The organism is Rheinheimera faecalis (assembly GCF_021290965.1).
Lineage (GTDB): Bacteria > Pseudomonadota > Gammaproteobacteria > Enterobacterales > Alteromonadaceae > Pararheinheimera > Pararheinheimera faecalis.
In genome coordinates this window covers 87039-110686 of sequence record NZ_JAJOYT010000012.1, presented here as the reverse complement: position 1 = coordinate 110686, position 23648 = coordinate 87039, and the positions used below count along the sequence as shown (strand labels likewise).

At 42.0% G+C, this 23648-nt stretch carries 17 protein-coding genes; 7 read left to right on the top strand and 10 right to left on the bottom strand.

Annotation, left to right across the window (positions count from 1 at the left end):
* Nucleotides 1–7: 7 nt before the first annotated feature.
* Together LSG34_RS17270 and cadR are read right to left on the bottom strand one after the other, a co-directional pair.
* Nucleotides 8–892: a cation transporter gene (locus LSG34_RS17270; RefSeq protein WP_233010355.1), complete on the bottom strand. Its 885-nt coding sequence runs from the start codon at nucleotides 890–892 to the stop codon at nucleotides 8–10.
* Nucleotides 893–960: 68 nt separating this feature from the next.
* Entirely contained in the window at nucleotides 961–1380 is a 420-nt protein-coding gene (gene cadR / locus LSG34_RS17265) for a Cd(II)/Pb(II)-responsive transcriptional regulator (protein ID WP_233010354.1), read from the bottom strand.
* 268 nt (nucleotides 1381–1648) lie between these two features.
* Here cadR and LSG34_RS20910 point away from each other — a divergent pair, with 268 nt between their 5' ends.
* Nucleotides 1649–1762 carry a DUF3703 domain-containing protein gene (locus tag LSG34_RS20910; RefSeq protein WP_147904863.1) on the top strand — a complete coding sequence of 38 codons (114 nt, stop codon included), beginning with the start codon at nucleotides 1649–1651 and terminating at the stop codon, nucleotides 1760–1762.
* Nucleotides 1763–2357: 595 nt separating this feature from the next.
* On the opposite strand, the gene LSG34_RS17260 is transcribed toward LSG34_RS20910, so the two are convergent.
* Entirely contained in the window at nucleotides 2358–6677 is a 4320-nt protein-coding gene (locus tag LSG34_RS17260) for an NACHT domain-containing protein (protein ID WP_233010353.1), read from the bottom strand.
* Between the two features lie 152 nt (nucleotides 6678–6829).
* Nucleotides 6830–9469 carry an AAA family ATPase gene (locus LSG34_RS17255; protein WP_233010352.1) on the bottom strand — a complete coding sequence of 880 codons (2640 nt, stop codon included), beginning with the start codon at nucleotides 9467–9469 and terminating at the stop codon, nucleotides 6830–6832.
* A gap of 474 nt (nucleotides 9470–9943) precedes the next feature.
* On the opposite strand from LSG34_RS17255, the gene LSG34_RS17250 reads away from it, so the two are divergent.
* The 4 genes from LSG34_RS17250 to LSG34_RS17235 all read left to right on the top strand — a co-directional run bounded on the left by LSG34_RS17250 (nucleotide 9944) and on the right by LSG34_RS17235 (nucleotide 16825).
* Nucleotides 9944–10147 (top strand): hypothetical protein, encoded by a 204-nt coding sequence (locus LSG34_RS17250; RefSeq protein ID WP_233010351.1) that lies wholly within the window; start codon nucleotides 9944–9946, stop codon nucleotides 10145–10147.
* Between the two features lie 335 nt (nucleotides 10148–10482).
* Nucleotides 10483–14382: a PGAP1-like alpha/beta domain-containing protein gene (locus LSG34_RS17245; protein ID WP_233010350.1), complete on the top strand. Its 3900-nt coding sequence runs from the start codon at nucleotides 10483–10485 to the stop codon at nucleotides 14380–14382.
* 173 nt (nucleotides 14383–14555) lie between these two features.
* Entirely contained in the window at nucleotides 14556–15530 is a 975-nt protein-coding gene (locus LSG34_RS17240) for a hypothetical protein (protein WP_233010349.1), read from the top strand.
* Nucleotides 15531–15880: 350 nt separating this feature from the next.
* Nucleotides 15881–16825: a hypothetical protein gene (locus tag LSG34_RS17235; protein ID WP_233010348.1), complete on the top strand. Its 945-nt coding sequence runs from the start codon at nucleotides 15881–15883 to the stop codon at nucleotides 16823–16825.
* A 283-nt stretch (nucleotides 16826–17108) separates the two neighbouring features.
* Here the strand turns inward: LSG34_RS17235 and LSG34_RS17230 are convergent, their stop codons facing one another.
* Nucleotides 17109–18398, bottom strand: coding sequence for a hypothetical protein (locus tag LSG34_RS17230; RefSeq protein WP_233010347.1), 1290 nt, complete (start codon nucleotides 18396–18398; stop codon nucleotides 17109–17111).
* Between the two features lie 215 nt (nucleotides 18399–18613).
* Between LSG34_RS17230 and LSG34_RS17225 the strand changes: the two genes are divergently transcribed.
* The gene (locus LSG34_RS17225; protein ID WP_233010346.1) at nucleotides 18614–19069 is read left to right on the top strand and encodes a cupin domain-containing protein; all 456 of its coding nucleotides are present in this window, start codon (nucleotides 18614–18616) and stop codon (nucleotides 19067–19069) included.
* A 27-nt stretch (nucleotides 19070–19096) separates the two neighbouring features.
* Here LSG34_RS17225 and LSG34_RS17220 read toward each other — a convergent pair whose 3' ends face one another.
* The 4 genes from LSG34_RS17220 to LSG34_RS17205 all read right to left on the bottom strand — a co-directional run bounded on the left by LSG34_RS17220 (nucleotide 19097) and on the right by LSG34_RS17205 (nucleotide 21823).
* Nucleotides 19097–19990: an NAD(P)/FAD-dependent oxidoreductase gene (locus tag LSG34_RS17220; RefSeq protein ID WP_233010345.1), complete on the bottom strand. Its 894-nt coding sequence runs from the start codon at nucleotides 19988–19990 to the stop codon at nucleotides 19097–19099.
* 6 nt (nucleotides 19991–19996) lie between these two features.
* Nucleotides 19997–20464 (bottom strand): RrF2 family transcriptional regulator, encoded by a 468-nt coding sequence (locus tag LSG34_RS17215; RefSeq protein WP_233010344.1) that lies wholly within the window; start codon nucleotides 20462–20464, stop codon nucleotides 19997–19999.
* 156 nt (nucleotides 20465–20620) lie between these two features.
* On the bottom strand, nucleotides 20621–21169 hold the full coding sequence (locus LSG34_RS17210) for a BON domain-containing protein (RefSeq protein WP_233010343.1): 549 nt from the start codon (nucleotides 21167–21169) through the stop codon (nucleotides 20621–20623).
* Nucleotides 21170–21358: 189 nt separating this feature from the next.
* Nucleotides 21359–21823 (bottom strand): hypothetical protein, encoded by a 465-nt coding sequence (locus tag LSG34_RS17205; RefSeq protein ID WP_233010342.1) that lies wholly within the window; start codon nucleotides 21821–21823, stop codon nucleotides 21359–21361.
* Between the two features lie 138 nt (nucleotides 21824–21961).
* Here LSG34_RS17205 and LSG34_RS17200 point away from each other — a divergent pair, with 138 nt between their 5' ends.
* Nucleotides 21962–23296 carry a sigma-54 interaction domain-containing protein gene (locus LSG34_RS17200; RefSeq protein ID WP_233010341.1) on the top strand — a complete coding sequence of 445 codons (1335 nt, stop codon included), beginning with the start codon at nucleotides 21962–21964 and terminating at the stop codon, nucleotides 23294–23296.
* Nucleotides 23297–23357: 61 nt separating this feature from the next.
* Here LSG34_RS17200 and LSG34_RS17195 read toward each other — a convergent pair whose 3' ends face one another.
* Nucleotides 23358–23639: a hypothetical protein gene (locus LSG34_RS17195; RefSeq protein ID WP_233010340.1), complete on the bottom strand. Its 282-nt coding sequence runs from the start codon at nucleotides 23637–23639 to the stop codon at nucleotides 23358–23360.
* Nucleotides 23640–23648 lie beyond the last annotated feature (9 nt).

Sequence of the window (23648 nt, the reverse complement as noted above, 5' to 3'; positions counted from 1 at the left end):
CTTTATGTTAAGCGCGTAGCGCTAATATACGTCTTGCACCATCAAGGACAATTATCCCAATGATACCGCCAATCACTAAATCCGGATAGCCCGATCCCGTCCAGGCAACTAATCCACCGGCAACAATCACCCCGAGGTTCGCCAGAACATCATTGGTCGAAAATATTTTGGTCGCTTTCATGTGTGCACCGTCACTGCGTGACTGTGAGATGAGATAAAGGCATAAAGTGTTTGCTATAAGTGCCACACTCGCCATCACAATCATCAGCGTCGACATGGGTTCAGTGCCAGCCCAAAACCGTCGTGCTACTTCGAACAACACACCGGCTGCAAGCAACGCCTGCAACCAACCTGAAAGATGGGCAGCCCTGACTTTTTTGGTGGCGCTAAGGCCAACAGCCAACAAGGCAACGCTGTAGACGGCGGCATCGGCCAGCATATCTAACGAGTCGGCAATAAGGCCGGTGGATTGTGCCCAGACTCCGACAATAAGTTCTGTGACGAACATCACGGCATTAATCGTCAATAATCGCAGTAATAGCTTACGTTCGTCAGCATCAGCTTTGCTGTTATCAGCTGACGCAGTTGGGTCGGCCTGAAACGGCGCTGAGCTTTGCAGTACAGCACCTAAATTTAATGCTTCCAAGCGTTGGGTGATGGCGTCCGGACTGCCTTGATGCACCACATCAAGCTGCCGGTCTTGCAGGAAAAATTGCAACTGCTGCACCTGTGGCAACGCGCCAAGCGCCATCCGGATCAGATTTTCTTCTGAGGGACAGTCCATCTTGCGAATGTGGTAACGGGTTTTGTGGTGCAAATCTGATGCAGAACACTCAGGCAACTGAGCATTTTCAGAGACTTGCACCTGAGCTTTACATTGGCAATCTGACATGGTGGCCTCACTTTGAACAAGATATCTCTATTAAAAACTATAAAGCCACTTTAAGGTCAACAGTTTTTTCACCGATGTTGTACACAATCACTGGTACATGGATGCACCAGATTTTTCAGGATCTCACAGTCTTTGACCTGATGGTCATTCTGGCAGAGCGTCCGTAACGCCTGCAAATCCGCTTTTAATTGATGAAGTTGGGTTAATTGCGTGTCTAAATGCCCCAATTGCTCATCGATCAGCGTATTGACCTGCCCACAAGGTTGGCTGGGATCTACACGAAACTTCAGGAGTTGTCGGACCAATGACAGACTCATATCAAAGGCACGGCAATGCCGGATAAATTGCAAATTTTCGAGATGGCGCTGCTGATAGGTCCGATATCCGGAGGCGGTCCTTGCAGGAGCGGCTAACAATCCCTGCTTTTCATAAAATCGGATGGTTTCTGTTTCACATCCGGCCAGCGCCGCCAGTTCACCAATTTTCATTGCCTTTCACCAACTCTAAAGTTACTTTAACCAGTAATGTATCATAATGCAGACAGCTGAAACTGCATTTTAATTGATCAGGGATAGTGATGGAACCAAAGGTCTTGCTTGCCTATGAGAGACGTTTTGCATATATGGAGTTTGCCCATATTCTCGGTCAGCTGTCATGTGGAGTTACTTGAAGATGCTCTGGTAGGCCCTTCGCACGGCAGACTGGCGCGAAATGGCCGGGCAAAACTATCGGTTGTTGTAAACACCTTTTGGACATATCTTTGAGCGCCTGCCATCTGGCAATACGGGGCGGTCGAACGTCAGTGCCTTTAAGCCGATGTCCATTCCGGAAGAACTCAGAGAAATTTTAACGCCTGTAGGTAAAAAGTAGGGCTCGTAGTCCTCACCCTGCGCGCGTAAATGCACTTGAGCTATTCCTGATTCACTTGCCACGACGACCCAAAAGTCAAAGCTCGTTTTTTCGCTTGCAAGCATGTTAAGCCGATCAGGATAAATCAAGCTCAATTTCGTAAGAATAGATCGTGCTAGCAATTAGCGTTAGTCGAGAAACTGAATCTGATCCAGTCAGTTGGCACTGGTTTGTGAACTACAACACCTGCTCAACGTTGACTTCAATTGGGGGCGGTGGCCAACTGAATTTAGCCAACTAATTTGGAAGAGAATCTCAGAGCTCACGAAAAAACGAATGTCCACAAATAAGGCAAAGCAGACATTTGTTTTTTTCGAGAGCGCCTGCTCTAAACAGCTGCTTTTTTCTCATAACTGACTGTCAGGGCAGCTTGAAACCTCTCGGCTATTGTGTCAGATCAGATACGAGCTACTACGCCTAATTAGGCTCTACAAGTCGAGCTTAATGGCACTCAGATCTTAATTAGGTAGTATTGTTCCTCTGATGAAGGAGAAAAGCACAGTATTAGCTCAACTGTCGGCTCACTGCTTTTCACTGAAAGTGGAGTTAGCCATTACTAGTGCTTAAGCTTCTTTTTAGGCTCCACAGATAACCTAGGACGTAAATCAAGAAGGTGTACCGTAACTAATATGTCTCCACCTAGTGCCATTTGGACTCTTTCAGCTTCTTTAGTCAACAACGACAGTAACTCTTCCAATTTAATTTTGTGACCTTCAACCGGATGGTCCCATTTACGGTCTTTAGCTATGGTCACTAGCAAAGCTCCTGCTTTACTGTTGCTTGCAGACATATATTTTTTAACAAGTTGATTTTCAATTGTATCTAGTAAATCATTTGCAGAGCGATCGTCTGCAAGCTTGAGTTCTATTACCGCCTCATGTTTCGAAAAAGTAGAACGTAGACGTATATCTGTTTCTTTTTCATCAGCCGTTGCTGCTTCCTGGTCTACTGTGTAAAGCGAGTTCGAAAGATAACTTAGCTCGCGCGCGATTTCTCTTCGCATGGCTCTCTCAACTGATATTGTTGCCCACGTTTCGCGCGGTGAAGTATCACGCAGAAGAACTTCATCGAGGTCATATAACCTGTCCTTCAAAATTGCAAACATTGCTTCATTAGTCATGGCGGGAGCTTCGCCTTTGCGATCAAGTGCTACTGCTTGAGCCTCATCAAATGTATCTGCATCAATCTCTTGTGCCCAGTTCTCTTCTGCGACGGCCAAAATCCGAGCTTTAAAATGCACGCAAAGAGGATCTGCAGCCATTTCAAGCTTAGCAGCCAAGCCTTCATCTCCCTTTGAACTAAACAGTGCTGTGACAATTTTATTACGAGCCTGCTCTGCATCGTCTCGAGTATCTGGTGAATAGCTCCCTTCATGATAAGCATCGTGTTCTATACGAACATGATGGTAGGCAAGACGAAGTAAACGCAGTAACAAATTTGGAGTAAAGCGTTCGTCACTTAAATTTATTGAGTTATAACTACCACCAAATAGACTGGCGAACCATTTAACGGCGTCTGAACGCTCAGTTGGCTCAATGTTCTTCATCAGCCTTTCTAATATGTCGATACCAATGCTAGGGTTTAATTGCAGCAATACTGACATCCAAACGAGTTGAATTGGATAAGACTCGTTTTGAGCAAGCCTTTTAAGTGCCCTATTTTGGAGCTTCTCTTTTTGCCCTGAATCTCCATGCTTTAAAATGACTTGGGTGATTTGACGAACTCGATATAACATTCCTACAGAATCATCTTGACCGTAAATAAGCTCCGACTCAGCGTCCAACCATAAGACAAGCCTCGGTAGAAACAGCCTCACTACTTTTTCTGAGGCTCCAGTAATCCCTTGAAGTAGACTTGAATAGCCATGCTGTCCGGGTGACTGATTGAGCTCCCAAGTCAGCTCATTTCCGAGAGTATCGTCCACGGCATGAGGGTGAGATTCCACAAGGGCATCTATCCAAAGTGGGAAACCATTTAATTCAATCTGCACATACCGTGCAGCTAACCTAGCCTCGGTATTTGTCAGTTTAGCTGCCCAATTAAGATCTTCTGCTTCAGCGTAAATTGATGCCAGTCCTAACTGCCATCTAATCAAATGGGTATTCTGTTCGTTAGCAGGTCTTTCGCTCGGAAATGATGGATGCTCATTACGCCATACATTCATCAAGGTAAGGCGCAAACGATTGGCCGTTTCGGCATTAAATAGTTCTTCCAGAAAGCGACGATTCCATCCTGAAGTTCGACTATCAGCCCCCCGATCACTCATTGCTCTCCATAAGTTCCAAGCTGTATTGAAAGCTTGTTCAGAAGAAAAAGCTCTTTCAGGATGGTTAGCAACTTCTCGCCAAAATATAACCCAGCTGGCGTGATTTTTTGCTTTTCTTCGTTCATCTTGTTGTTTTTGTTCCGCTCGCTTCTTTTCCCATGCGCGATGGTCTCTTTCATGTTTTGATGGTTTCAACCATTCGCCTAATTTGTGCTCAAACGGCGGGAAATCTGCAACTAGCTGTCGAAGCTCTTCATTGTGCTCTTTTTTATCAATATGCTCTGGGTATAAACGAATAGCAGCCTCCAACAGCATAGCCCGTTCATCTGTTGCTCTGGTTTTATCACCAAGAGTGTTTTTTACCCAACTCAAATCTCTATCAAGTCTTAGGTGAACTGGCCCTCTGAAATCAGTTACCTCTATAAAACGTGCCAATGGGTCATTAGTTTTGTTCACTTTTTGACATAGTGAATCCATAACCCAAAAAAGGCGCTCATTGCCTTCCGCATTCAGGTTACTAAGGCGTGCATTAAGATTCTTAATGGACTCGCCTTCGTAGTAGCTTTGATTGTCCAACCGTAGTGCAAGCAAGCTTGCATATAACCACTTATCATCTTGGGAGATATCAAGACCACGTTCGCAAGTTGCGGCCAGTACTCCACTTAAATGTGATCGAACACTTGTCATCTGAGACCTTTCCAGTTGCATTCCTAGTCCTTCAGAAACTAACTCAACAAGGTTATTACGAAGCTTCTCAAGGTCATCACTACATAGTTTTGAAGCTGCTATTAATCGAACCAAGTGCCATCCAAGATCGCCCACACTTCGAGTTTCGCTCTTTAGCAATCTCAAAGTGTTACAAAGCTGTTCAACCGACATGTAGCTTGGGAAAAGGCGCAATAAAGCACCACGTGCAAACCTATCAGACCAAAGATTACCATTACATAAAATGCTTTCAGATATCTCACCTAGCCTATGGTAATCAAGGGCGACTAAAGCATCGAGAGCGCTTAAACGCTCAACATCAGAGGATTTAGGGTCATTAATGACGTTGAATACTAAGTCAGCACAAGATTTGATCCTGCCAACTTCTATAAGGTTGAGAAGAATCTCCCTTACGTCAGGGTTTTCTACACCATTGAGCCAAATTTGATTTATGTGATCAGCAAGCTCAATGGTTGCAAAGCGGTGGACCTGAATTGAAGGTATCTGAAGACATCTCCATCCACCAGGGCCGTAACGGTCGGCAAAAGCGTGAAGTACTTGATTTCTCTGTGCTTGCGTTAAGGACTCAGGATCTCCCTCGTTCAGGAGTACTGCAGGTTCATTGTCTCGTAATAACTCAAAAATCCCTTGTTCTTGAAGAGCCAGCCATCCAGCGACAGAACGTTTCGAAGGTCGGACAATAATCTTCCCTTTGGTTTCTGCAAAAAGAAGCCTTTTTAGAGCTCGAAATGGCATGCCTTGCTTACGAAGCGAAACTAACCTCTGAGAGGCTAGAAATTCTGCCACAGAGCGATGATGGAAACGTACACGACCATATGAAGCGAAACCAAAAATCGGTCGCTCTAGCAGTGCTTTTATTTCGTAGGGCAGCCAGTCAGAGAGTACAACAGCAGGGTCGAGAGCTGCCTCGCCAACGACACCGTCAGATGCAGCGCTGTGACGAATAGTGAGGCGACGCGTCATTTGAACTGCAAGTGCGAGTCGGCTTGCACCTTCGATTGCCTTATCGACTGATAATTCTGCAGGTTCATCTCTATCTTGCGCGGGAAGTAGCTTTACTCGGATATTGGTAGTAACTTGCTCAAGGTGTGTCCGGATACGTTTATGTTCACGCCAGTCCACACATAGCTCCATTAAATCCTGAGGTCTACGCGCAAATTCTTGAGCATTACGACGCTCTAAGTCTTTGAGGAGTTGCTCCGGATCACTTACACCTTGAGTCCTCGCAAATTGAATAATCTGCTCGTCTGATAAGGGAATAAGTTCAACACGGCGCCAGTCGGGAGCTTTGTTCTTACTGTTGTAATCTTCTAATTTGGCATGCTCGCCCATCGCAGACAATGCGAAAGTAACTTCATTCGAAATCGAAGACTGAGCTTTTGGAACAGGAAGAGTCTCACGGATCAGCTGTTCATCGTAAGGGATCGGTCGAGTTGTAATAATAATCCTTACTCTATGAAGCTGATTTTGAATACATTTATTAAGTCTTTTGAGAGCCTGGTTAAAGGTGCCTTTTGTTAATTTCAGCTCATCGACGGAATCAAGAAAAAAAGTCGCAATCTCGGATTGTGATGAAAGCCAAGCTTTTAGTCGGGCTCCTTCGTTATAGTCCAGCAGATTGTCCACGTCTTCCGTTGCTAAAGCGGCTAATTCGAGAAAAAATGCAGGTTCACCTTCAGACCATAGACGCTTCGCTTGTGCGCGACACTCATAGGTTTTACCTACACCGGCCTCTGAAATTATCAGGATGCGTTTCGACTCTAGCAAGGATTCCCATGATGACCCCCTTTCCCAGCTAACTCCATTAAATAAAGGTGACTGTTCGGAATCATTAATTTTCCTATCAGGAACATTTTGGAAAGTCCTACCTATGACTGTAAGCATGTAAACATCCCAATTTTAGTGCAATCTGCATTCACGTATTCTCTATTTTTAATCAGTTATTCTCCCGTGGTTAAGCTGGTGTTCCAATAGATGCTTTCAAAAAAGAAAGTAAAATGGTGACAACTAGCTTGAAATATGTAGCTGGTTATAACCTATACAGATACTTCTTTTCTAGACTGGCGCTTCTCAAATGTGCCAATCCACATGATCAGATCATGAGTATCTTGTTCAATTATTGAGAGGTCAGGAAACGGAGCTGGTAAATCATCAGCCTGAGAGTGCTCAAATACAGAATAGCGAGTCATGAGGTCATCCAGAAAATCACAATCACTTTTTTCAATTTTGGTCAAAGCAAGTAATCTTCCCTTGGTTTGGACATCTCTTCTGAACCGGACTAAAACTTCATTTAACAAAATACTTTCAACGCACCGTTCTACTAAGATTCTTATCTCACTACAAACCTGTCTCGCCTCTCGTTCAAAGGTTTCAGCATCGCCAATAGCAATGTGATTCTTCAACTGAGGTATGAATTCATCTTTGATACGGGCAGATGCCTTCATAGGTTTTGAGTCTCGTAGACTTAGCTTCGCAACAACACCAGCTGAGGCATTGAGCTTTCTGAGTGTTTCAACGGTCAAAGTAACAGGAGCAGTGAGTTTTTGTTCTTGCGCTTGATCCCTCAGTTTTTTGACTGTCGATTCCACGAGAGAAAGCAATGATAGTCTATGCGTAAACACTATAACCTGACGTTCTTTCGATAATTCAACCAGACGAGCAACAACCCTTTCTTCAAAGTCTTGGTCAAGAGAAGATATTGGATCATCAAATATGAATGGATATTTTTGCCCAGAACCAGTGATATCAGCCAAAAATGCCGCAAGCGCGACAATTCTGGTTTCACCTTCACTCAAGATTCTTTCAGCTTTTATAGAGGTGTTACTTCCGACAAGCTCAAGACCAAAAGTTATTCTGCCTTTTCCCTCTTTTTTGCTAACAGGCTTAACAGGGAGCCTGTTCCCCCCAAGCCTCTTCAATTCATCCGCAAAACGACCTTCATAGCCCTTCTCTATTTCTGTTTCCGCAAGCTCATTATTTTTCTTGGTTAGTTGGCTTGTGCTAGCAAGCTTAATCGCAACATCCAAAATTGAAACCTGCGTCAACCTTGTTTGCTCATCAAGTATTGAGACCATATTTTGATATAACCATTGCATAGCTCTTATTTCATTCACTCTCAATTGTAGAGCTTGTCGTTGGCCATCTTGCTGCAAGACACTGAGTGTTTTTGCCTCTACATCCAGACTCGACATTATCGTTAAGTAGGCACTATCTATGTCACTCCATTCAAACTTGGGGACGTTATCAACACTGGTCGCTCCTTCAATAGATTGACGTCTAGCGGTCAACAATACGTAATGGTGTTTTGCTGTTTCCTCCGACACCTTGATCAGGTTCATATGAACGATCCAATCTTGCTCCGTTGGTAACGTCGGTATCTGCTTATATAATTCATCCTTTAACTTTTCAGCCGCTTTTGCTTCTGATTCAAGCCCGCTTTGCACATAGGACTGGAAGTGACTCATGCGATCTATTCCATCGGATTGAAGTATCTGTTGGCAAAGGACACATCGAGCATCATCTCCCACATATGGAAACTTCGCATCAGGGTAAGCATGTTGCTCGGAAAACAACGTTGCTTGTTTCCACATTGCCATCCACGTACTTTGCCCAATCCCATCCAGTGCAACATTCGCAAAAACTTTCTTTGCCTCTTCAGTTGCAATATTACGCTTAGTATTTGCGTCATTCTTTGCTGCGATAAAAGCTAAAAAAGCAGTATCTGCAAGGCCAGATTTTAAGGTGTCAATACTGCTTTTAACTCGTTGTAGAGCTTGCTTATCCTGGTTAATTGTCTGAATACGTCCAGCAATATCTTTTTGAGCTAATGCAGCCTCAGTACTGATCCGCTCATCATCTAATTCTTTCGAGAATTGACATTTAAGCTCAATAGCTTGCCGCTTTGTCGTTGATTTTAATGTTCTTAGCCAAGTTGCTGAAGAAGTAGCACCAAGATCTGCTGGAAACAGGGGGAGTTTAGAAGTTAATAAATTTTTCTTCTGGCTGATATAGCTTGATACAAGATCACAGACTTTTATAAGGGAGGAAACAAATCGCATACGACTAGGCTCGTAAGACGCTTCAGTCTTCCCCATATACATCGATGCAGTTTTTGTATCAAAAACATGAACGTGCCGCAGAATAGCAAAAGGACTTCTAGTAAGAGACCAAGGTATAGATTGTGAGATATTATTTATTGAAATATCTATCTGCGCAGAAGCAGGCACTACAGTTGATGAGAATACATTACCAAGGATTTCGTCTTTGGCTTTTGATCCACATGCATCCTTTAACATGCGAGAAAATCCAGTTTTTCCCGTACCATTTGCTCCATAGACTACTGCAAGGTGGGTGTTACCGAAGGATAATGAGGCTCCATCCCTGATGGCATTCACCCCGATAACACTTGTAATTTGATTGATCCGAAGTGGAGCTCGCTGTGAAGCATTCGCCAGAGCACCAGGAATAATCTGAGTGAACCCACTTTGTTCACCAGACGCCTCTTTTATACAGAGTTCAGCAAGATCAGAAATTTCCGCATCGTTAGGCATTCGCTTACTATCAATCAGTAGTCTAGCCGCAGACTGTAACCATTTCGGACGCTCACCAATCCAAGTTTCAAAACTATCTGGTACTTGAGTTTGTTGTGTTTCAATGTTGCTTTGTGGAACATTCATATACTACGTCCTTGTCTTTTCATCTATTATTTATAGCGTTGACACTGAGACTTTAACAGTGTCAGACCTCTAATTAATTATCAAAGCTTAGTATATTTAGCACACATAGCAGCATGTAACCCTATATTAGTTACATGTAAGTTGAAATCCTTTCCTTTTCGGGAGTAGCCCTAACTTTAAATGAAGTTTCCTCGTAATTAATACAAAATCGTCGATGATATTTCCAAATCATGAGTACCTGGATTGCAAGGCAGACATGAGAGCTTAGTATGGAGTTTGTTGAAAATATGTCGCTTGGCCTAAATAAATAGCTTACACGCACGCTTTTCTTCCATTTAGTATATCTTGAGTAATCACCCAATCAGGTCCATTCTTATACGAAGTCAAGAACGAAACGAAGTCAGCGCCATGGACCAATCCATTCACGTACTGCTCTCAGTTCCACGATTTAGTATCGGTGCAAGATTACTCTGCATGCAAAAAGCCCGAGAGCTGGAAGAGGCCGCTGCGTTTGTTCGAAAAACAAAAGGTCAGGCAGCTGTTGAATCTGAGTTTCATTATGCAGAAAAGCTTCATGCATTGAAGCAAATCACAGAGCACCTATTGAGTGAGGCGTCAGTGATTACGGAAACTGAGTTTGTTAAAGCTGTTGGATATTTAGAAGATGAAGTTGAATAAGGATTTTAGATGAATATTTGGTCTCAATTTCATCTGACACTTTTCATTATAGGGCTTGATCAGATCTGACGGTCTATTTAGTGCCAAAAGTCGGATATGTCTACCGATCGTGCCACTAGTATTCTCCATTAACCATCAAAACTACTGGTAATGCATCTTTTTTAGAACATTATGGCTAACTGCAAACAATCAATGCCAGAAACGATAACTATTCTGAACTAACTCTCAAAAGAGTAAATGTTTTCAAGACAGTGAGATGTAGAAGTAAAAAAAAAAATCATGGTACATTGCTATAAATCTATTAAGTATCTTATTTGAATTCATGGATGCAACTAATGGCTAAATACTTATTTCTGATACATGGATACTCGGCTGATTCAGAAGAAACCTGGGGGAACTTTCCGAAGTTGATTTCAGAGCATTTAGGTGGCACTTATACAGTCGATTTCATTACATATACGTCTCCACCTAAATGGATGTTTTGGAAGCATGGACCAAGTCATTTAAATATTGCTGAGAGCGCTATCACCCGCTTGAGGCACAGATGTGCCAATTTCGAAACTGACGAGGTTGTCTTAGTTGGTCACAGCAATGGTGGCATAGTCGCTAAAAAAATTCTCCAACAGCTAAATTTAAGTTCGATAAGACACAATATTACCAAATTGTGTTTTCTGGATGTTCCTCACTCGGGTTCTTTTCTTGCCAACTTAGGTTCACCTTTGAACCCAAGGAATAAACATCTTAAGGTTTTGAAGGGATTTTCAGATGAACTTAACGAAATAAACATGCGTTGGGAAAAAGAAGGATTAGAGTCTAAGATTCGCGTACTTAACTTAGTTGCAAGCGATGATGATGTTGTTCCAGCAATGAGTTCTAGGCATAATTATCAAGACACTATTACTGTGCCTAACGTTAATCACTCACTTATAGCAAAGCCTGAAAATAAAGATTCTATTGTTGTCTTAGAACTTGTCAAGTTTTTAAAGTCTTCCCCTAGAGTTAAAAAATACTTAAATAATACATCTAGAACTTACAGTGCTTGGAGAAGGCATGACAGACATCATCATCTGTCATACGTAGAAGACATAAAAAGGGAATCAGCATTAAAATCGCTAATCTCACATTTTTCCAGTAACCAACCTTTAGTTCGACTTTCGGGATTATCAGGTTTGGGGAAATCTAGGCTAATTGTAGAGTACATCGAGAAAGAGCAATACCCTGAAGAGTTAGTCTTAATATATAACGCGTCATTGGGCGAGGGTAACGTTCTAGATACTGTTACATCTGTTGTCGATGATAACTTTAACGCGCTTATTGTGATCGAAAACTGCAGCGTTGGACTGCATAACCAGCTAATTAGAATCTGTGGTAACAACAACGTTACAAAGATTGTCACGGTCGACTTTTACCACGATAAAGTCAACTCTCACTCCCACATAAAGCTTGACCGACTAGCCGAAGAGCAGATTATCCATTTGATTAAGCAGCGATTACCTGAGTCGGACGACACATTTGTTTATCGACTCGCTAGGTTTGTTGAAGGTTTTCCTCTTTTAGTGGATATGCTCGTTGAAAATATAAAACAAACAGGTGAGCTAAGCTCAGAGTTTACGGAGGATGGACTAGTTGAAAAACTGATAAATGGCGACAATCAGTTGATTGACAGCCATAGAGAATTATTAAAGGTAATGTCTTTGTTTGATTACTTTCAATGCGAAAAGGAACTTCATGAAGAAAATAATCATGACAAACTGCTACTGAAAAAAATTTCAAAAGCGAATGATATTGATTTTGACAGTGTTATAACTAACTTCTCACAGAAAGAGTTGATAAATCGTAGCGGAAGGTTCGCGAGAGTAGCCCCAAAACCGCTCGCTCTGAATTTGGCTATGCAGTGGTGGAACAGTAGTCTCTTCGAAAGACAATCTGAATTGGTTAATTCACTACCTGAGACTTTAATAGATAGTTTCTGCAAACAAATCACTTTTTTGGATTCATCAATTAAAGTCCAAGACTTTGTAAAAAACTTTTGCGAATCTGATCGCCCTTTCGCCCAAGCGGAACTGTTACTTTCTGGTAAGGGTTCTAGACTGTTCCGCGCTTTGGTCGAAGTAAACCCTCACGAAACCAGCGCTCTTTTGTATCGCGTTTTTACTTTAATAGGAGATGCAGGTATTGAGAGCATATTGGGAGACGCGAGAAGAAACTTGGTTTGGGCTCTTGAGATGTTAGTTTTCCATGCTGATTGTTTCAACAAGGCCGCATGGTGTTTATTTAAACTAGCACAATTCGAAAATGAAACTTATTCGAATAATGCTACAGGGCAATTCTGTCAAATGTTCAGATGGCAATTATCTGGCACAGGCGCTAGTTTTTCTCAACGCATAACCTTACTTGATAACTGTTTTAACTTGAATTCAGTAAATGTGGATAAAGTCATTATCGCAGCAATTGAGTCAGCGATTAACATTAGGGGGGGGACCAGGACAATTGGCGCTGAGCGCCAAGGTACCAAGGAGGAGTTAAAGGAATGGATGCCGGAAACCTGGAACGAGCTTTATAATTACTGGGGCAGGTTATTTGATTTACTTTTGAAAATACTAAATAGAGGAAAATTGAACAGACTTGTTAAGGATGCTTTTGGTCCTAATATCCGAGGCTTGATTCAATACAAGCAGTATGAACAATTAGATAATTTTCTTAGAGATGTTATCAAAGTCGATGGAAAATACTGGCCTTCTGCAATGCAATCTATAAACCATGTACTTTTATATAATCGTGAAGGTATGGATGACGAACAAATCTCACATATTGAAGCATGGAAGCAGTTACTGAGTCCTGATGCTCAAAATGTAGAGGAGCAAATTAAACTTCTAGTCTTGGACCCATCTCGAGAGCATGTAAAAGGGGATGACGGACATTATATAGATGTAGCAGCAGTGGAAGCTAAAAAGCTTGCTTGCGATTTGAAACACAAGCTATCAAACGTTATACAGCATTTAGAACTACTCCTTACTTTTCCCATTCAGCGACAGAGTTGGATATTTGGTAAGCAGCTTATTCAGGAGTTGAGTTCCGAAGATGCAGTTTCATTGATAAATGAAGTCCTCGAATTTCTAGCAAAAAATGATGTTCGAAATATACAGTTCTTTTCTGGCATCATGAATGGATTATACATAATCTCACAGGAGCTTTGGCTTAAAGTCTTAGACCAAATCAGTCAGCAGCCTACTCTTTTCATTTATTACCCTGACGCTTTAAAGACTGGAAAATTTAGTGTTGGCCACCTAAAGCATATGGTCGAACTAATGAAATCAAATGTTCTTGAAACTAGTGAGGCCGTTGTTTTATCTTACGGCGGAGCTACAGATCACCTAAATGAGATGGAAATCGCGGAATTCTGTAAAGCATTGAGTCACATAGATAATACTGGTGCTTGGGTTGCTCTACAGAGCATAGAAATGTATTTGCATGGAAGGAGTGATATTGATTCTAATCATATAAACCCTGTTCTACGCTCGATAGTACTCAGCTTGTCCTTTGATGTTAATTCTAGAGGTGCCCACGTAGATATGTATCATTGGCACCAAGCGGTTGTACGATTATTGAAGACCGAAAATGAAGATTTCGCAATGAGCTTATGCAATCGGCTAATTGAACAAGTATCGAATTCAGATGTTGAATACTCAGCCCTATTGGACTATCTAGCGCCAGCATTTTACGCAGCCATCGAGTTATACCCGTCGTCAATATGGAGAGAAGTATCAAATAGATTTACAGATGAAAAAACACTTAAACCCTATCGCCTTATCGATTTGCTAGGTAGTCGAGGACATGCTGAATCTCAAGATAAAAGTATATTTAATCTCTTAAATATCCAAGATGTTATACATTGGTGCGAGGATGAAGTGGCACTTCTAATAGTCGCTCGTGCTACAAAGCTAATTATAGGGGATGGTGACGATAGGCTCGTAAATCCACTATTAATAAGGTTGCTAGAAATATACGGAGAATCCGAAGCATTTAAGAGCGAAATATCTGCTCACTTTTATAGTAGATCTTGGACTGGGTCGCTAATCCCTTATCTTGAGGTTGACAGACAAATCATAGCTTTGCTCACCAATCATCATAATGGTAAGGTTTCGTACTGGGCAAGCAACTTTATTGAGAATATCAACGCTCAAATAGACCATGAAAGAAAGCGAGAGGTCGAGTATTCCATTCTTAGAAATTGATTTAATTAATCTCGGCCGAATCTAAACTGTAAGTAAAGAATACTGTGAGACTTCTTTAAATGAAAATGTATATCAATCAGTAAAATTAAAATTTGAAATGTAGGTTATATATGAAATCTGGTCGATACGATTCAGGTGGGTAAAATTTTTGTAGTAGAAAAGGTTCATTAGTTATGAATTTTGTCATAGATGAATCGCTTCAAAGTTGGATTTACCGGTGTTTATATTCATACGGACAATCTGATTTTTCTGCAGTTGTTGGTTGTAATGGTTTTTGGAATAAAAGACCATTTTTTCCGAAGGGAATTAATTTTAGGAATAAAGCGATACCTGATAAAAAGTTGGTTGAATTTCTGAAATTATCTGGATTTTGTGCTAAGAAAGCGGACCCTTTTGAAAATCCAATAAAATATGTTGTTGAAGCTAATTATATATTGCAAGGACAATCTCGATCTTTGAGTAAAAAGGGTCAACTAGCGATTGCTTACTGTTCTTCATGCATCAAGGAGTCGATTGAAAGTATTGGTTTTGGATATTTCAAAGCTGATTGGTTATATGGGGAAGGGTGTAAAATTCATGGTTCTGATTTGAGTATATTAAGTGCAGCTAATCGTACTAATGCTCTGAAGCAATTACGTTTTGTTCTTTGCGGCTTAGATATTGATTCCGAACAGAATAGTAAGAAAAATACGGAGTTTTTGACTAGGCAGGAGTCTGCGTCATCAGCTTACTATGTTATGCCTTGTATATTAGATGAGTTTTTTAAGGTTGCCAGTAGCCCTATAAGTGGCTGTTTCCCAGGGAGCCATTACGTAAGGTTTTATCACCCAAATGGTAAGAAAAAGGAACTGAGCAAATATGAACTTAATTTTCACTATTTGGATTTCCAGTCAAAATATAGAGAAGAGTTTGTAATGTTTCTTGAAAAGAGAGCAGAGATTATCAACCATAAATATGGTATCAATGAGGTCAATTCTTTCAGTGAAAAACTTATTAAAAAAAGAGGTGTTAATTGCTCTAAGTGCAGCGTCTGGGCAAAAACTGATTATTGTCCAATAAAGCCAATTCAAATCGTCAATCTGGATAGCGATCTAAATTGGTACGCAAGAAATCCTTGTGATTTTGCATCAGAATACAGTTGTGTATAGATGTTGATGCAGGTGTTAGAAAATTTTTAGTAATGCATTACGGCAGCCTGAAAAAGGCGATTTAAGGCACTTATTGCATTCACTAATCCATAGCGCTATACGGTAAGCAACAAGACCTCAAAAGAATGAATTTATGTGAAAGTAAGTTGCATTTAGTGTACAATATTTATTGTTCCAAACTTTCGTTAGTGTACAAACTTTATTGGTCCTAAACAGTTTTACAGGACTTAATTACAGCAAGACAAATTTGGAATTGTGCGAACAGTATTTTGGCTAGAATATACTGCTAATATTACGAACTAACTTCATTCTGCATATAGGAAGTGCAATATAAAATAGGGGGAACATTTATGAGTGCATCATTTCTTTTTGTTTTTATATTTACATTGATAGCGTTAGTCCTATTGTTTTTTGCCGTTGTTTTAAATAATTTAAACGCGAAAGATATTGTATTCTCATTTACCGCTCTGTGTGCTGCATTTTTAATGTTCACCTTGAATACTGTCCTTTCATTAAAAGATGAAATCACAGCAGAGGTCATACCAATAGAGATCACTCTTCACAACATGATTGCTGATATTCATTCATTAAGCATTCAAAAGTCTGCGTTCTTTGTCTTTAATAGAGAAGAAGTATCAAAAGAGATTAATCTAAATAAATATTTCAAAGTGGGGGCCTTAAATAACAAGAACATGGAAGATGAAAATTTTTTCTCATTTAGTATTGAGTCCAGAGAACAATCGAATGCAGCAATCAAAGATATATCCAAGTTTCTGCACATAGGTATTATTGGCGAAATGCTATCTAAAAATCCGGATTGGGAAATTTTCAAAAATAAGAAAACTTTCAGAGGGTCGGAACGTTATTCGTTTAATGCCTCTGGTGAACATGCAGGTAAAAACATCTTTATAACGAAAAATGAATTAGACAAAATATTAGGTCTTACTTCATTTACATTTAACAAACATCACTCAATGGCTAAAGGTTTAACTTTACCTCCAGACACTGTGGTAAAAGTAAAAGACAATATTTTATTTATAGAGAATCCCTTTCTTGAACTACAGTTTTCGACTGAAATAAATTACAACGTAAGCCACTTCCCACCCGAAAACATCATGAACTTCATGGATGGTAACTTTAGCAATACATCCTATATGTCGGTAAACCTGATGATTAGAGCTCGCTTTAAAAAAGAAAGGTTTGGGAGTAGGGAAATGCAGAATTACAAGAAATGGGTTGAGCATATTACTAAAGATTTTAAGACTGCGTTTGAATTCAAATCATTAGAGAAATAGGGCTTTCAACAGTGAGGTATGACCAAACTTTGTTGGTTACAATTTAATATCTAGCATGTAGCCAGAGCGCTGTATATAGCAGCATACAGCCTATTCTTATAATAAGAATACCGCCGATGAAATTGCACTTGAGGTGATTCAGCGTTATTACCTGGCACTTACGGCTTTAAAGCATAATCTGGTACTTATAATGAGTCACTCAGAGAATTGTTATACATGACCATATCGTGGATATCGATCGTTACTGAAAAAATAACCTGAATTGTCTCGCATTGAAATAAAGTTAATTTTCCGAATAGTCGTTCAAAGCAGCACGGATGTTTTCAATAGTTGGTTTTTCGTATCCATTAAGCCCGATAACAGCGCTAAATGTAAGTTCAAAGTTTACATTGATTGAATCGCCTGAGAATGGTTTGTCCTCATGATTTGTACCATTAATAGTTGCGGATGCATGGACAACTATAGATCCATCCTTTTCTAATCCGGCTGTTTTTATATGGGCATCCTCTATTTCATCGAAGTATGCGTTAGTGTCAGCCATTACACTTGAAACCGCATCTCCATCTAACAATTCATAAAGATTAGAGCTATCGTCAATATAGTCTGCTGCATAATCGTCAATGTAACTCTTCGACGTTAGCTTGCAAATGTCTGCTGTTTCAAAAGCTTGAATTAGATGATTAAATAGCTCTTCGCCGCCAAGTTCTGCGCCGTGCTTTTGTGCAAGATCATCTAGTTCGCTTATAAAGCTTTCTTCGTCATAAGCAACACAGGCTAAATTTTCAAGCGTAGACAATGTAAATTTCTCATCTGAAAACATATCCTCAACATCCTCAAACCCAAAACATTGCGATATAGCTTCTGTAATTAGGGATAGTGTTGCGTGACATTTAGCTTCAGTTAAAGACTCTGAGAGTGGTGTTAGGAATTGATAAATAAGCGGAAATCTTGAATTAACTAGCTCTTGGTGATGTTTTGCTTTTGCTCTTTCATGGGCTAACTTTTCACGATCTTCCTTTCTCTGCGTTTCTTCTGCTTGAGCATTGACAAGCTTAGCTTGAGCAGTCTCCTTCTCTTCATTCGCTATGGCTTGTTTAGCTGCAGCTGCTGCCGCTTCCGCATCAGCTTTGGCTTTTTCAGCCATTGCCTCCTGTTGCTTTAATTCGCTCTCAAGCTTTCTCCCCAAATAAGGATTACTTGGGTTGGCCTTGTAAATCTCTTCATTAAGCTGAGCTTTTTGTTTAGCTTTTTCGATATTTATGTCAATAACTACTTTATGGCGTATTTTCTCTGCGTGTCCGGCGAGCCTATGAGTTAATGCATTTAAGTAAGGCAAGCCAAAGGCGTAAACAAAGGCGAGAAGCAGAGGCCATAGCCAAATATCACAATTTGACAGAGTGACAATAGAATTAAAGCTTGCCAGTCGTTCTTCAATACTACCGTTTCCCCAAAACAGCAGGAAAAACTGCTGCCAGTTTAATAGCACCCAAGCACCAATAAATGCTCCCAAGACCGGACTTGTAATTCGTACTTTATTCTCATTAACCCACGACGCAAAAAGATCTTTTAACAAATGAAGGCTCCATTTCTATGTAAATTGCACGCGACGCACATATAGGAACAGCATTTATCGATTCTTGTCAAATGATGAGTTTTGCAACAATGCAGTAGCACTCTGAAATTCTATTTGTTCGATAATTGCTCCACAGATCAGACCAATAGCTGTTTGACCTTGTCTTCGTTTCAGGGCAGTGTAAAGGCAAGATAATTCAGCAGGAGGAAGTAAGGATGTTCAAATTAAAGTTGGGACTAGTGGCCGGATTGGCTTTGACTTGCTTGAGTACAGTAGCTGCAGAGCAGGATCAGCCTTCGCAAATTATGCAGCAATCAGAAGCCAAAGCCGAGAAGGGTGATGGTTATGTGTTTTATAGCTACTTTACTAAACCTACTTTTGGTACCCAGGACGCGCTGACTGGTGTGGCTGTGATTGAGCCTGGTAAAGAAATTCATCCACCTCATATTCATGCCGAAGAAGAGTATCTGATGGTGGTGGAAGGCGAAGGCGTCTGGTCGCTGAAAGACAAAGATATTCCTGCTAAGGCTGGCGATATTTTATATGCAGCGCCCTGGGATTCGCATGGTATCCGCAATACAGGCAAAAAGCCGCTGAAGTTTGTCGTGATGAAATGGCATAGCAAAGGTGTGCCAGTTCCTGTCGACCCAGCTGCAAAGGCTAAGCCCTGAGCAGCTGTTGGGAATGATGTATAAATCTTAGTGGCTGATAGTGCCAAAGAGCAGAGACTGATGAGCCATGGCTCCGGCCAGCGAACCATCTCCTATGGCAATAGCCACTGATCCTGCCATACGGGCGTTATCACCACAGGCAAATACGCCCGGTACTGTGGTTTCTTTGCTGGCGCTGGTTTGAATAAAAGCTCCCATTGGGCCTTGTTCAAACTGGCAACCTAACTGCTCTGCTAATGGGCTGTTGACTGTGGTGGTAGGCTGGGTAAAAAGGCCCGCCATCTGCAGTGTCTTGCCCGTTGTTAGCTGTACATCAGCTTTACCTGAAATCTGCAGTACTTTGCCAGGTTCAATCACCACACCCCGGGCAAGCAGCTGCGCTTTTTGTTCGGCGTCAGGCTCAAAACATTCATTAGTGAATAAAGTGGTTGGCCCCCAGTCTGGCAACATCAGCGCATGGTGTAAGGCGAGTGGGCTGGCTGCTAATACTCCAATTGGGCCTTGATCCAGCTCGTAGCCATGACAATAAGGGCAATGAAAAATACTTTTGCCCCAGCGCTCTGCCAGGCCAGGAATTTCAGGAAGCTGATCGGTCACACCAGTGGCCAGCAGCAGACGTTTGGCCTGATAGCTTTGTTGCACTGTATTGACCTGAAAACCAGCCTGAGTTTTGCTGGCACTGATAGCGGAATCCTCCAGCCATTGTACTGTCGGATAAGCCAACAACTGAGCTTTGGCTGTGGCAGCGATAGCTTGAGGGCTGTTACCGTCCTGAGTTAAAAAGCCGTGCGAACTATCAGCAAATCTGTTGCGTCTGCTGCCTGCGTCTATGATCAACACTGATCTGCGGGCACGTACTAACTGCAAAGCGGCGGCCATACCGGCGTAGCTGCCTCCTACGATAATCACATCAAGATCCATATCAGCTTACTCTTCCTGGGGTTGTTGTAGACTGGCCAGAGTCGCCAGATGCTGTTGGCGTCTGAGTTCAAAATCAGCGGCTATATCAGCAAGATTAACGCTGCCAAATTTTTGTAGCAGTTGTTGCTCTGCTTCAGCAAAAGCTGAATCCAGTGAAGCATTCACTGCTTGTTCGATAAGGCATTGTGGCGCTTCCTGCCTATAGCCCTGAGCAAATAATCGTGGTGCACCAAGTGCCTGATACACATCCTGCAAGCTAATGGCTGTCAGAGGTTTTGCCATAGTCCAACCACCGCCATGGCCTTTGACTGAAACCACTAATCCAGCCTGGCGTAAGCCAGCCATCATGCGACGGATCACAACAGGATTCGTTTTCAGATAAAGCGCAAGCGTCTCTGAGGTCATTGCTTGATTATGTTCAGCCAGATGCAGAATGACATGCAAAATGGACGAGAGTTTATTATCACTTTTCATGTAACTTACATTATTACATGATGTGGAAATGATCAAGCTCTGATTTGTGAAAGGCGCCGTGCTGTAGCAGCAGAGCGATAGAAAAAAGCTAAATTGTATCGCTGAAATAAAAAAGCCGGTCAATGGAGACCGGCTTTGGTGTTGGGTGTTAAGGGCTTAGCCTTTTGATACTGTGAGCTTATCGACCACGTTCACCACATCTTTGGTGTTTTTGGCTTTGGCGACGGCCAGATCTTTTTCCGCATCGGAATCAACCACACCGCTCAGTGTCACTACACTGTTACTCACATCTACATCAATACTGGTGCCACTGGTTTCAGGTTCAAACAGCAAGCTGGTTTTCACCACTGTTGCGATTTTTGCATCCTTCAAGGCGCTGGTATGTTTTGGGTCTGTATTGCCCTTGCCGTCATTTTTCACCATCAGTTTGTTTTCTACTGAGGTGACACCTTCCAGGCCTTCAACCAGCTCGGCAGCCAGGGCTTTATCCACATCACTCTCCACTTCACCTGTTAAGGTGACAACACCATTTTTCACGTGAGTGTCTATGGCAAAAGAGTTCAGGTTACCATTGAGTAACAAGGTGGTTTCAGCTTTGCCGTCTATCCAGGCATCTTTAGTTGCATCTTTCCAGTCATTGGCCGCCATGGCTGACACTGAAGCCAAAGTTAAAGTGATCATCACTGCTAATGTTGTGCGTTTCATTATGTCGCTCCTTTTGTTAATGACACCTAGGGTATTGCCAGTTTGATGCCAAAAATTAAGATATTGATTTATAAGTACTATATTTTATGATTCATTTGATGTTAATTTTATGTTTGTAAATTTGTCTTGCTGATCGGTAAAATTTTCATACTTAGCTGAACAGCTTTTGCTGCATTTATGGGCATCAGCTCAATGGCGATTTGCTAACTGATCAGCAGCAATTTGCACACTGGCGGTAAAATGCAATAAAGTCATCTGATGTGGACCCAGATCACAGTTTCGGATCATGGCTTTTTGCAGCTGCAGCTGTTTTGCCAGTTGTTGTTGTATCCTGTGTAGCGATGGCTGGTTCGGCTTATCGTTGTACCAACGGCTTAGCTCAGCCAAAGCTTCTATTTCATCTGCAGTTTTACTGCTGCGAGGTGGTAACAGGTATAAGATCTGTTGATGCAGTTCTGCCAGCGCTGCAAATTGTCGGCGCAGATTGCCGGGGGCAGCAGTTTCTGCACTATGCTGGTAAAAAGTTTTGGCACGGCTAAATAAACAGCTTAATGCCGCTAAAAGCTGCGTAGTTTGTACAGTTGGGGCTTTACTTAAAAATGGTTGTGTCATCACTTTGGTACTCCATGGCAAATAAAAACCATGCAGATTCATAATCAATTCATGTACCAGAATGTAAGTTTATGATGTATAGGTATTTTTGATTTTTCTCTCCAGGAAGCTGAGCGCCGATCGGTAAGTTTTACTCAGGACCCCTGTTAAATTTACAGTCTTAAACTACGGAAAGTATTTATGACCCAGCCTTTATTGTTCCTGCACGTGCAGGACCCGGAATTAACCGCCCAATTACTGCAGTCAGATATTGTCCGGCGTTTTGTGATTTGTAAAAGTCAGCCGGATGAATGCTGGGTGGAGCAATTGCTCAGACAACGCTGTGACTTAGCCTTTATTGAAATTGACAATACAGACCCAGCCCAGTACGAATTGCTACAACAAAGCAATATGCTGGCCGAAATCGACTTTATTTTGGTGAGTAAAGGTATACCGGATCTGGCCCTGGACCAGCTAATGCGTTGTGGTGCCGGTTACCATTTCCGTCAGCCGCTCGATATGGGTTCAGTGTTGGATGCAGTGCAGGATTTTTATCAACAACTATCAACTGTTGCGGTAAAACGTAAAGTACAAAGCAGTGATCTGGATCAGTTTGGGTTATTGGTCGGCTCCTCTGCAGCCATGCTCAGGCTCTATAAAACAGTACGTAAAGTCGCAGTGACTGAAGCTAACGTTTTTATTGTCGGTGAAAGTGGCGCAGGCAAAGAGCTGGTTGCTAACACCCTGCATTTAGCCAGCCACAGGGCTGATCAACCTTTTATTGCTATCAACTGTGGCGCGTTAAGCTCCGAACTGATCGACAGTGAACTCTTTGGTCATGTCAAAGGCTCCTTTACTGGCGCCTTGCGGGATCATCAGGGCGTGTTTGCCCAGGCCGAACAGGGCACTTTATTTTTGGATGAAGTGACAGAAATGCCGCTGGAACAGCAGGTGAAGTTACTGCGGGTACTGGAGAGCGGTGAATACAGGCCTGTGGGGAGTAATAAAGTTTGTATGGCCAATGTCAGAGTGATAGCAGCGACGAACCGCGATCCGTTGCAGGCTGTGGCTGATGGTGTTTTTCGGGAAGATTTGTATTTCAGGCTATCGCAGTTTCCGGTCAAAGTGCCAGCTTTGCGCGAGCGGGAAGGGGATATTGCAGGTTTAGCTTATCATTTTCTTGCTTATTGTAATGCCCGTGAAAAACAACAAAAGCAATTGTCTGATGCGGCTTTGTCCGTGATTAAGTTGCATTCCTGGCCTGGCAATGTGCGTGAACTGAAACATGCGGTTGAGCGGGCTTTTATTCTGGCGGACAAACTGATTGAACCCGAACATTTGTTGCTTGAAGTTGCCACTCCAACTGCTTTGGCCACTGATATTCCGGCTGAGATGCCGTTGGATGAGTTGGAAAAAGCCGCCATTTTTGCAGCTTTGGAACGAAATAGTGGTAATAAAACGGATACAGCACAGCAGTTAGGGATCAGTGTAAAAACACTCTACAACAAACTGGAAAAGTACCAGCAGGAAAGTTGAGGCTTCTGATGACTACCCATCAGACAGATGTAAGGCGGGGATAAACCCCCGCCTCATAAAATTAACAATCTGTATCTTTAGCGTCAGCCTTTTCCTTGGCAGCTTCGCACAGCTCTTTCGCTTTTGCTGCGGTTTGGTCTGCAGCGTCTTCCATAGCATCTGCAGTTTTATCAGCAGCTTCTTCCAGTTTCTCGCCGGCTTGTTCAGCTTTATCTTCAACCTGAACTTTCAGTTCTTCCATTTTGTCTTCAGCTTTTTCTGCATCGCTTTCGCTACATGCTGCAACAGAAGTTGCCAGCATCACAGCCAACGCCAGTTTGAATAATGAGCTTTGAGTTTTCATTCCATTCTC

What these genes read in the sequence shown, in the direction of transcription:
- LSG34_RS17245 (WP_233010350.1), top strand. Translation starts at nt 10,483, where the DNA reads ATGGCTAAATACTTATTTCTGATACATGGATACTCGGCTGATTCAGAA.
- LSG34_RS17200 (WP_233010341.1), top strand. Translation starts at nt 21,962, where the DNA reads ATGACCCAGCCTTTATTGTTCCTGCACGTGCAGGACCCGGAATTAACC.
- LSG34_RS17220 (WP_233010345.1), bottom strand. Translation starts at nt 19,990, where the DNA reads ATGGATCTTGATGTGATTATCGTAGGAGGCAGCTACGCCGGTATGGCC.
- cadR (WP_233010354.1), bottom strand. Translation starts at nt 1,380, where the DNA reads ATGAAAATTGGTGAACTGGCGGCGCTGGCCGGATGTGAAACAGAAACC.
- LSG34_RS17250 (WP_233010351.1), top strand. Translation starts at nt 9,944, where the DNA reads ATGCAAAAAGCCCGAGAGCTGGAAGAGGCCGCTGCGTTTGTTCGAAAA.
- LSG34_RS17215 (WP_233010344.1), bottom strand. Translation starts at nt 20,464, where the DNA reads ATGAAAAGTGATAATAAACTCTCGTCCATTTTGCATGTCATTCTGCAT.
- LSG34_RS17210 (WP_233010343.1), bottom strand. Translation starts at nt 21,169, where the DNA reads ATGAAACGCACAACATTAGCAGTGATGATCACTTTAACTTTGGCTTCA.
- LSG34_RS17195 (WP_233010340.1), bottom strand. Translation starts at nt 23,639, where the DNA reads ATGAAAACTCAAAGCTCATTATTCAAACTGGCGTTGGCTGTGATGCTG.
- LSG34_RS17255 (WP_233010352.1), bottom strand. Translation starts at nt 9,469, where the DNA reads ATGAATGTTCCACAAAGCAACATTGAAACACAACAAACTCAAGTACCA.
- LSG34_RS17235 (WP_233010348.1), top strand. Translation starts at nt 15,881, where the DNA reads ATGAGTGCATCATTTCTTTTTGTTTTTATATTTACATTGATAGCGTTA.
- LSG34_RS17270 (WP_233010355.1), bottom strand. Translation starts at nt 892, where the DNA reads ATGTCAGATTGCCAATGTAAAGCTCAGGTGCAAGTCTCTGAAAATGCT.
- LSG34_RS17240 (WP_233010349.1), top strand. Translation starts at nt 14,556, where the DNA reads ATGAATTTTGTCATAGATGAATCGCTTCAAAGTTGGATTTACCGGTGT.
- LSG34_RS17225 (WP_233010346.1), top strand. Translation starts at nt 18,614, where the DNA reads ATGTTCAAATTAAAGTTGGGACTAGTGGCCGGATTGGCTTTGACTTGC.
- LSG34_RS17260 (WP_233010353.1), bottom strand. Translation starts at nt 6,677, where the DNA reads ATGCTTACAGTCATAGGTAGGACTTTCCAAAATGTTCCTGATAGGAAA.
- LSG34_RS17205 (WP_233010342.1), bottom strand. Translation starts at nt 21,823, where the DNA reads ATGAATCTGCATGGTTTTTATTTGCCATGGAGTACCAAAGTGATGACA.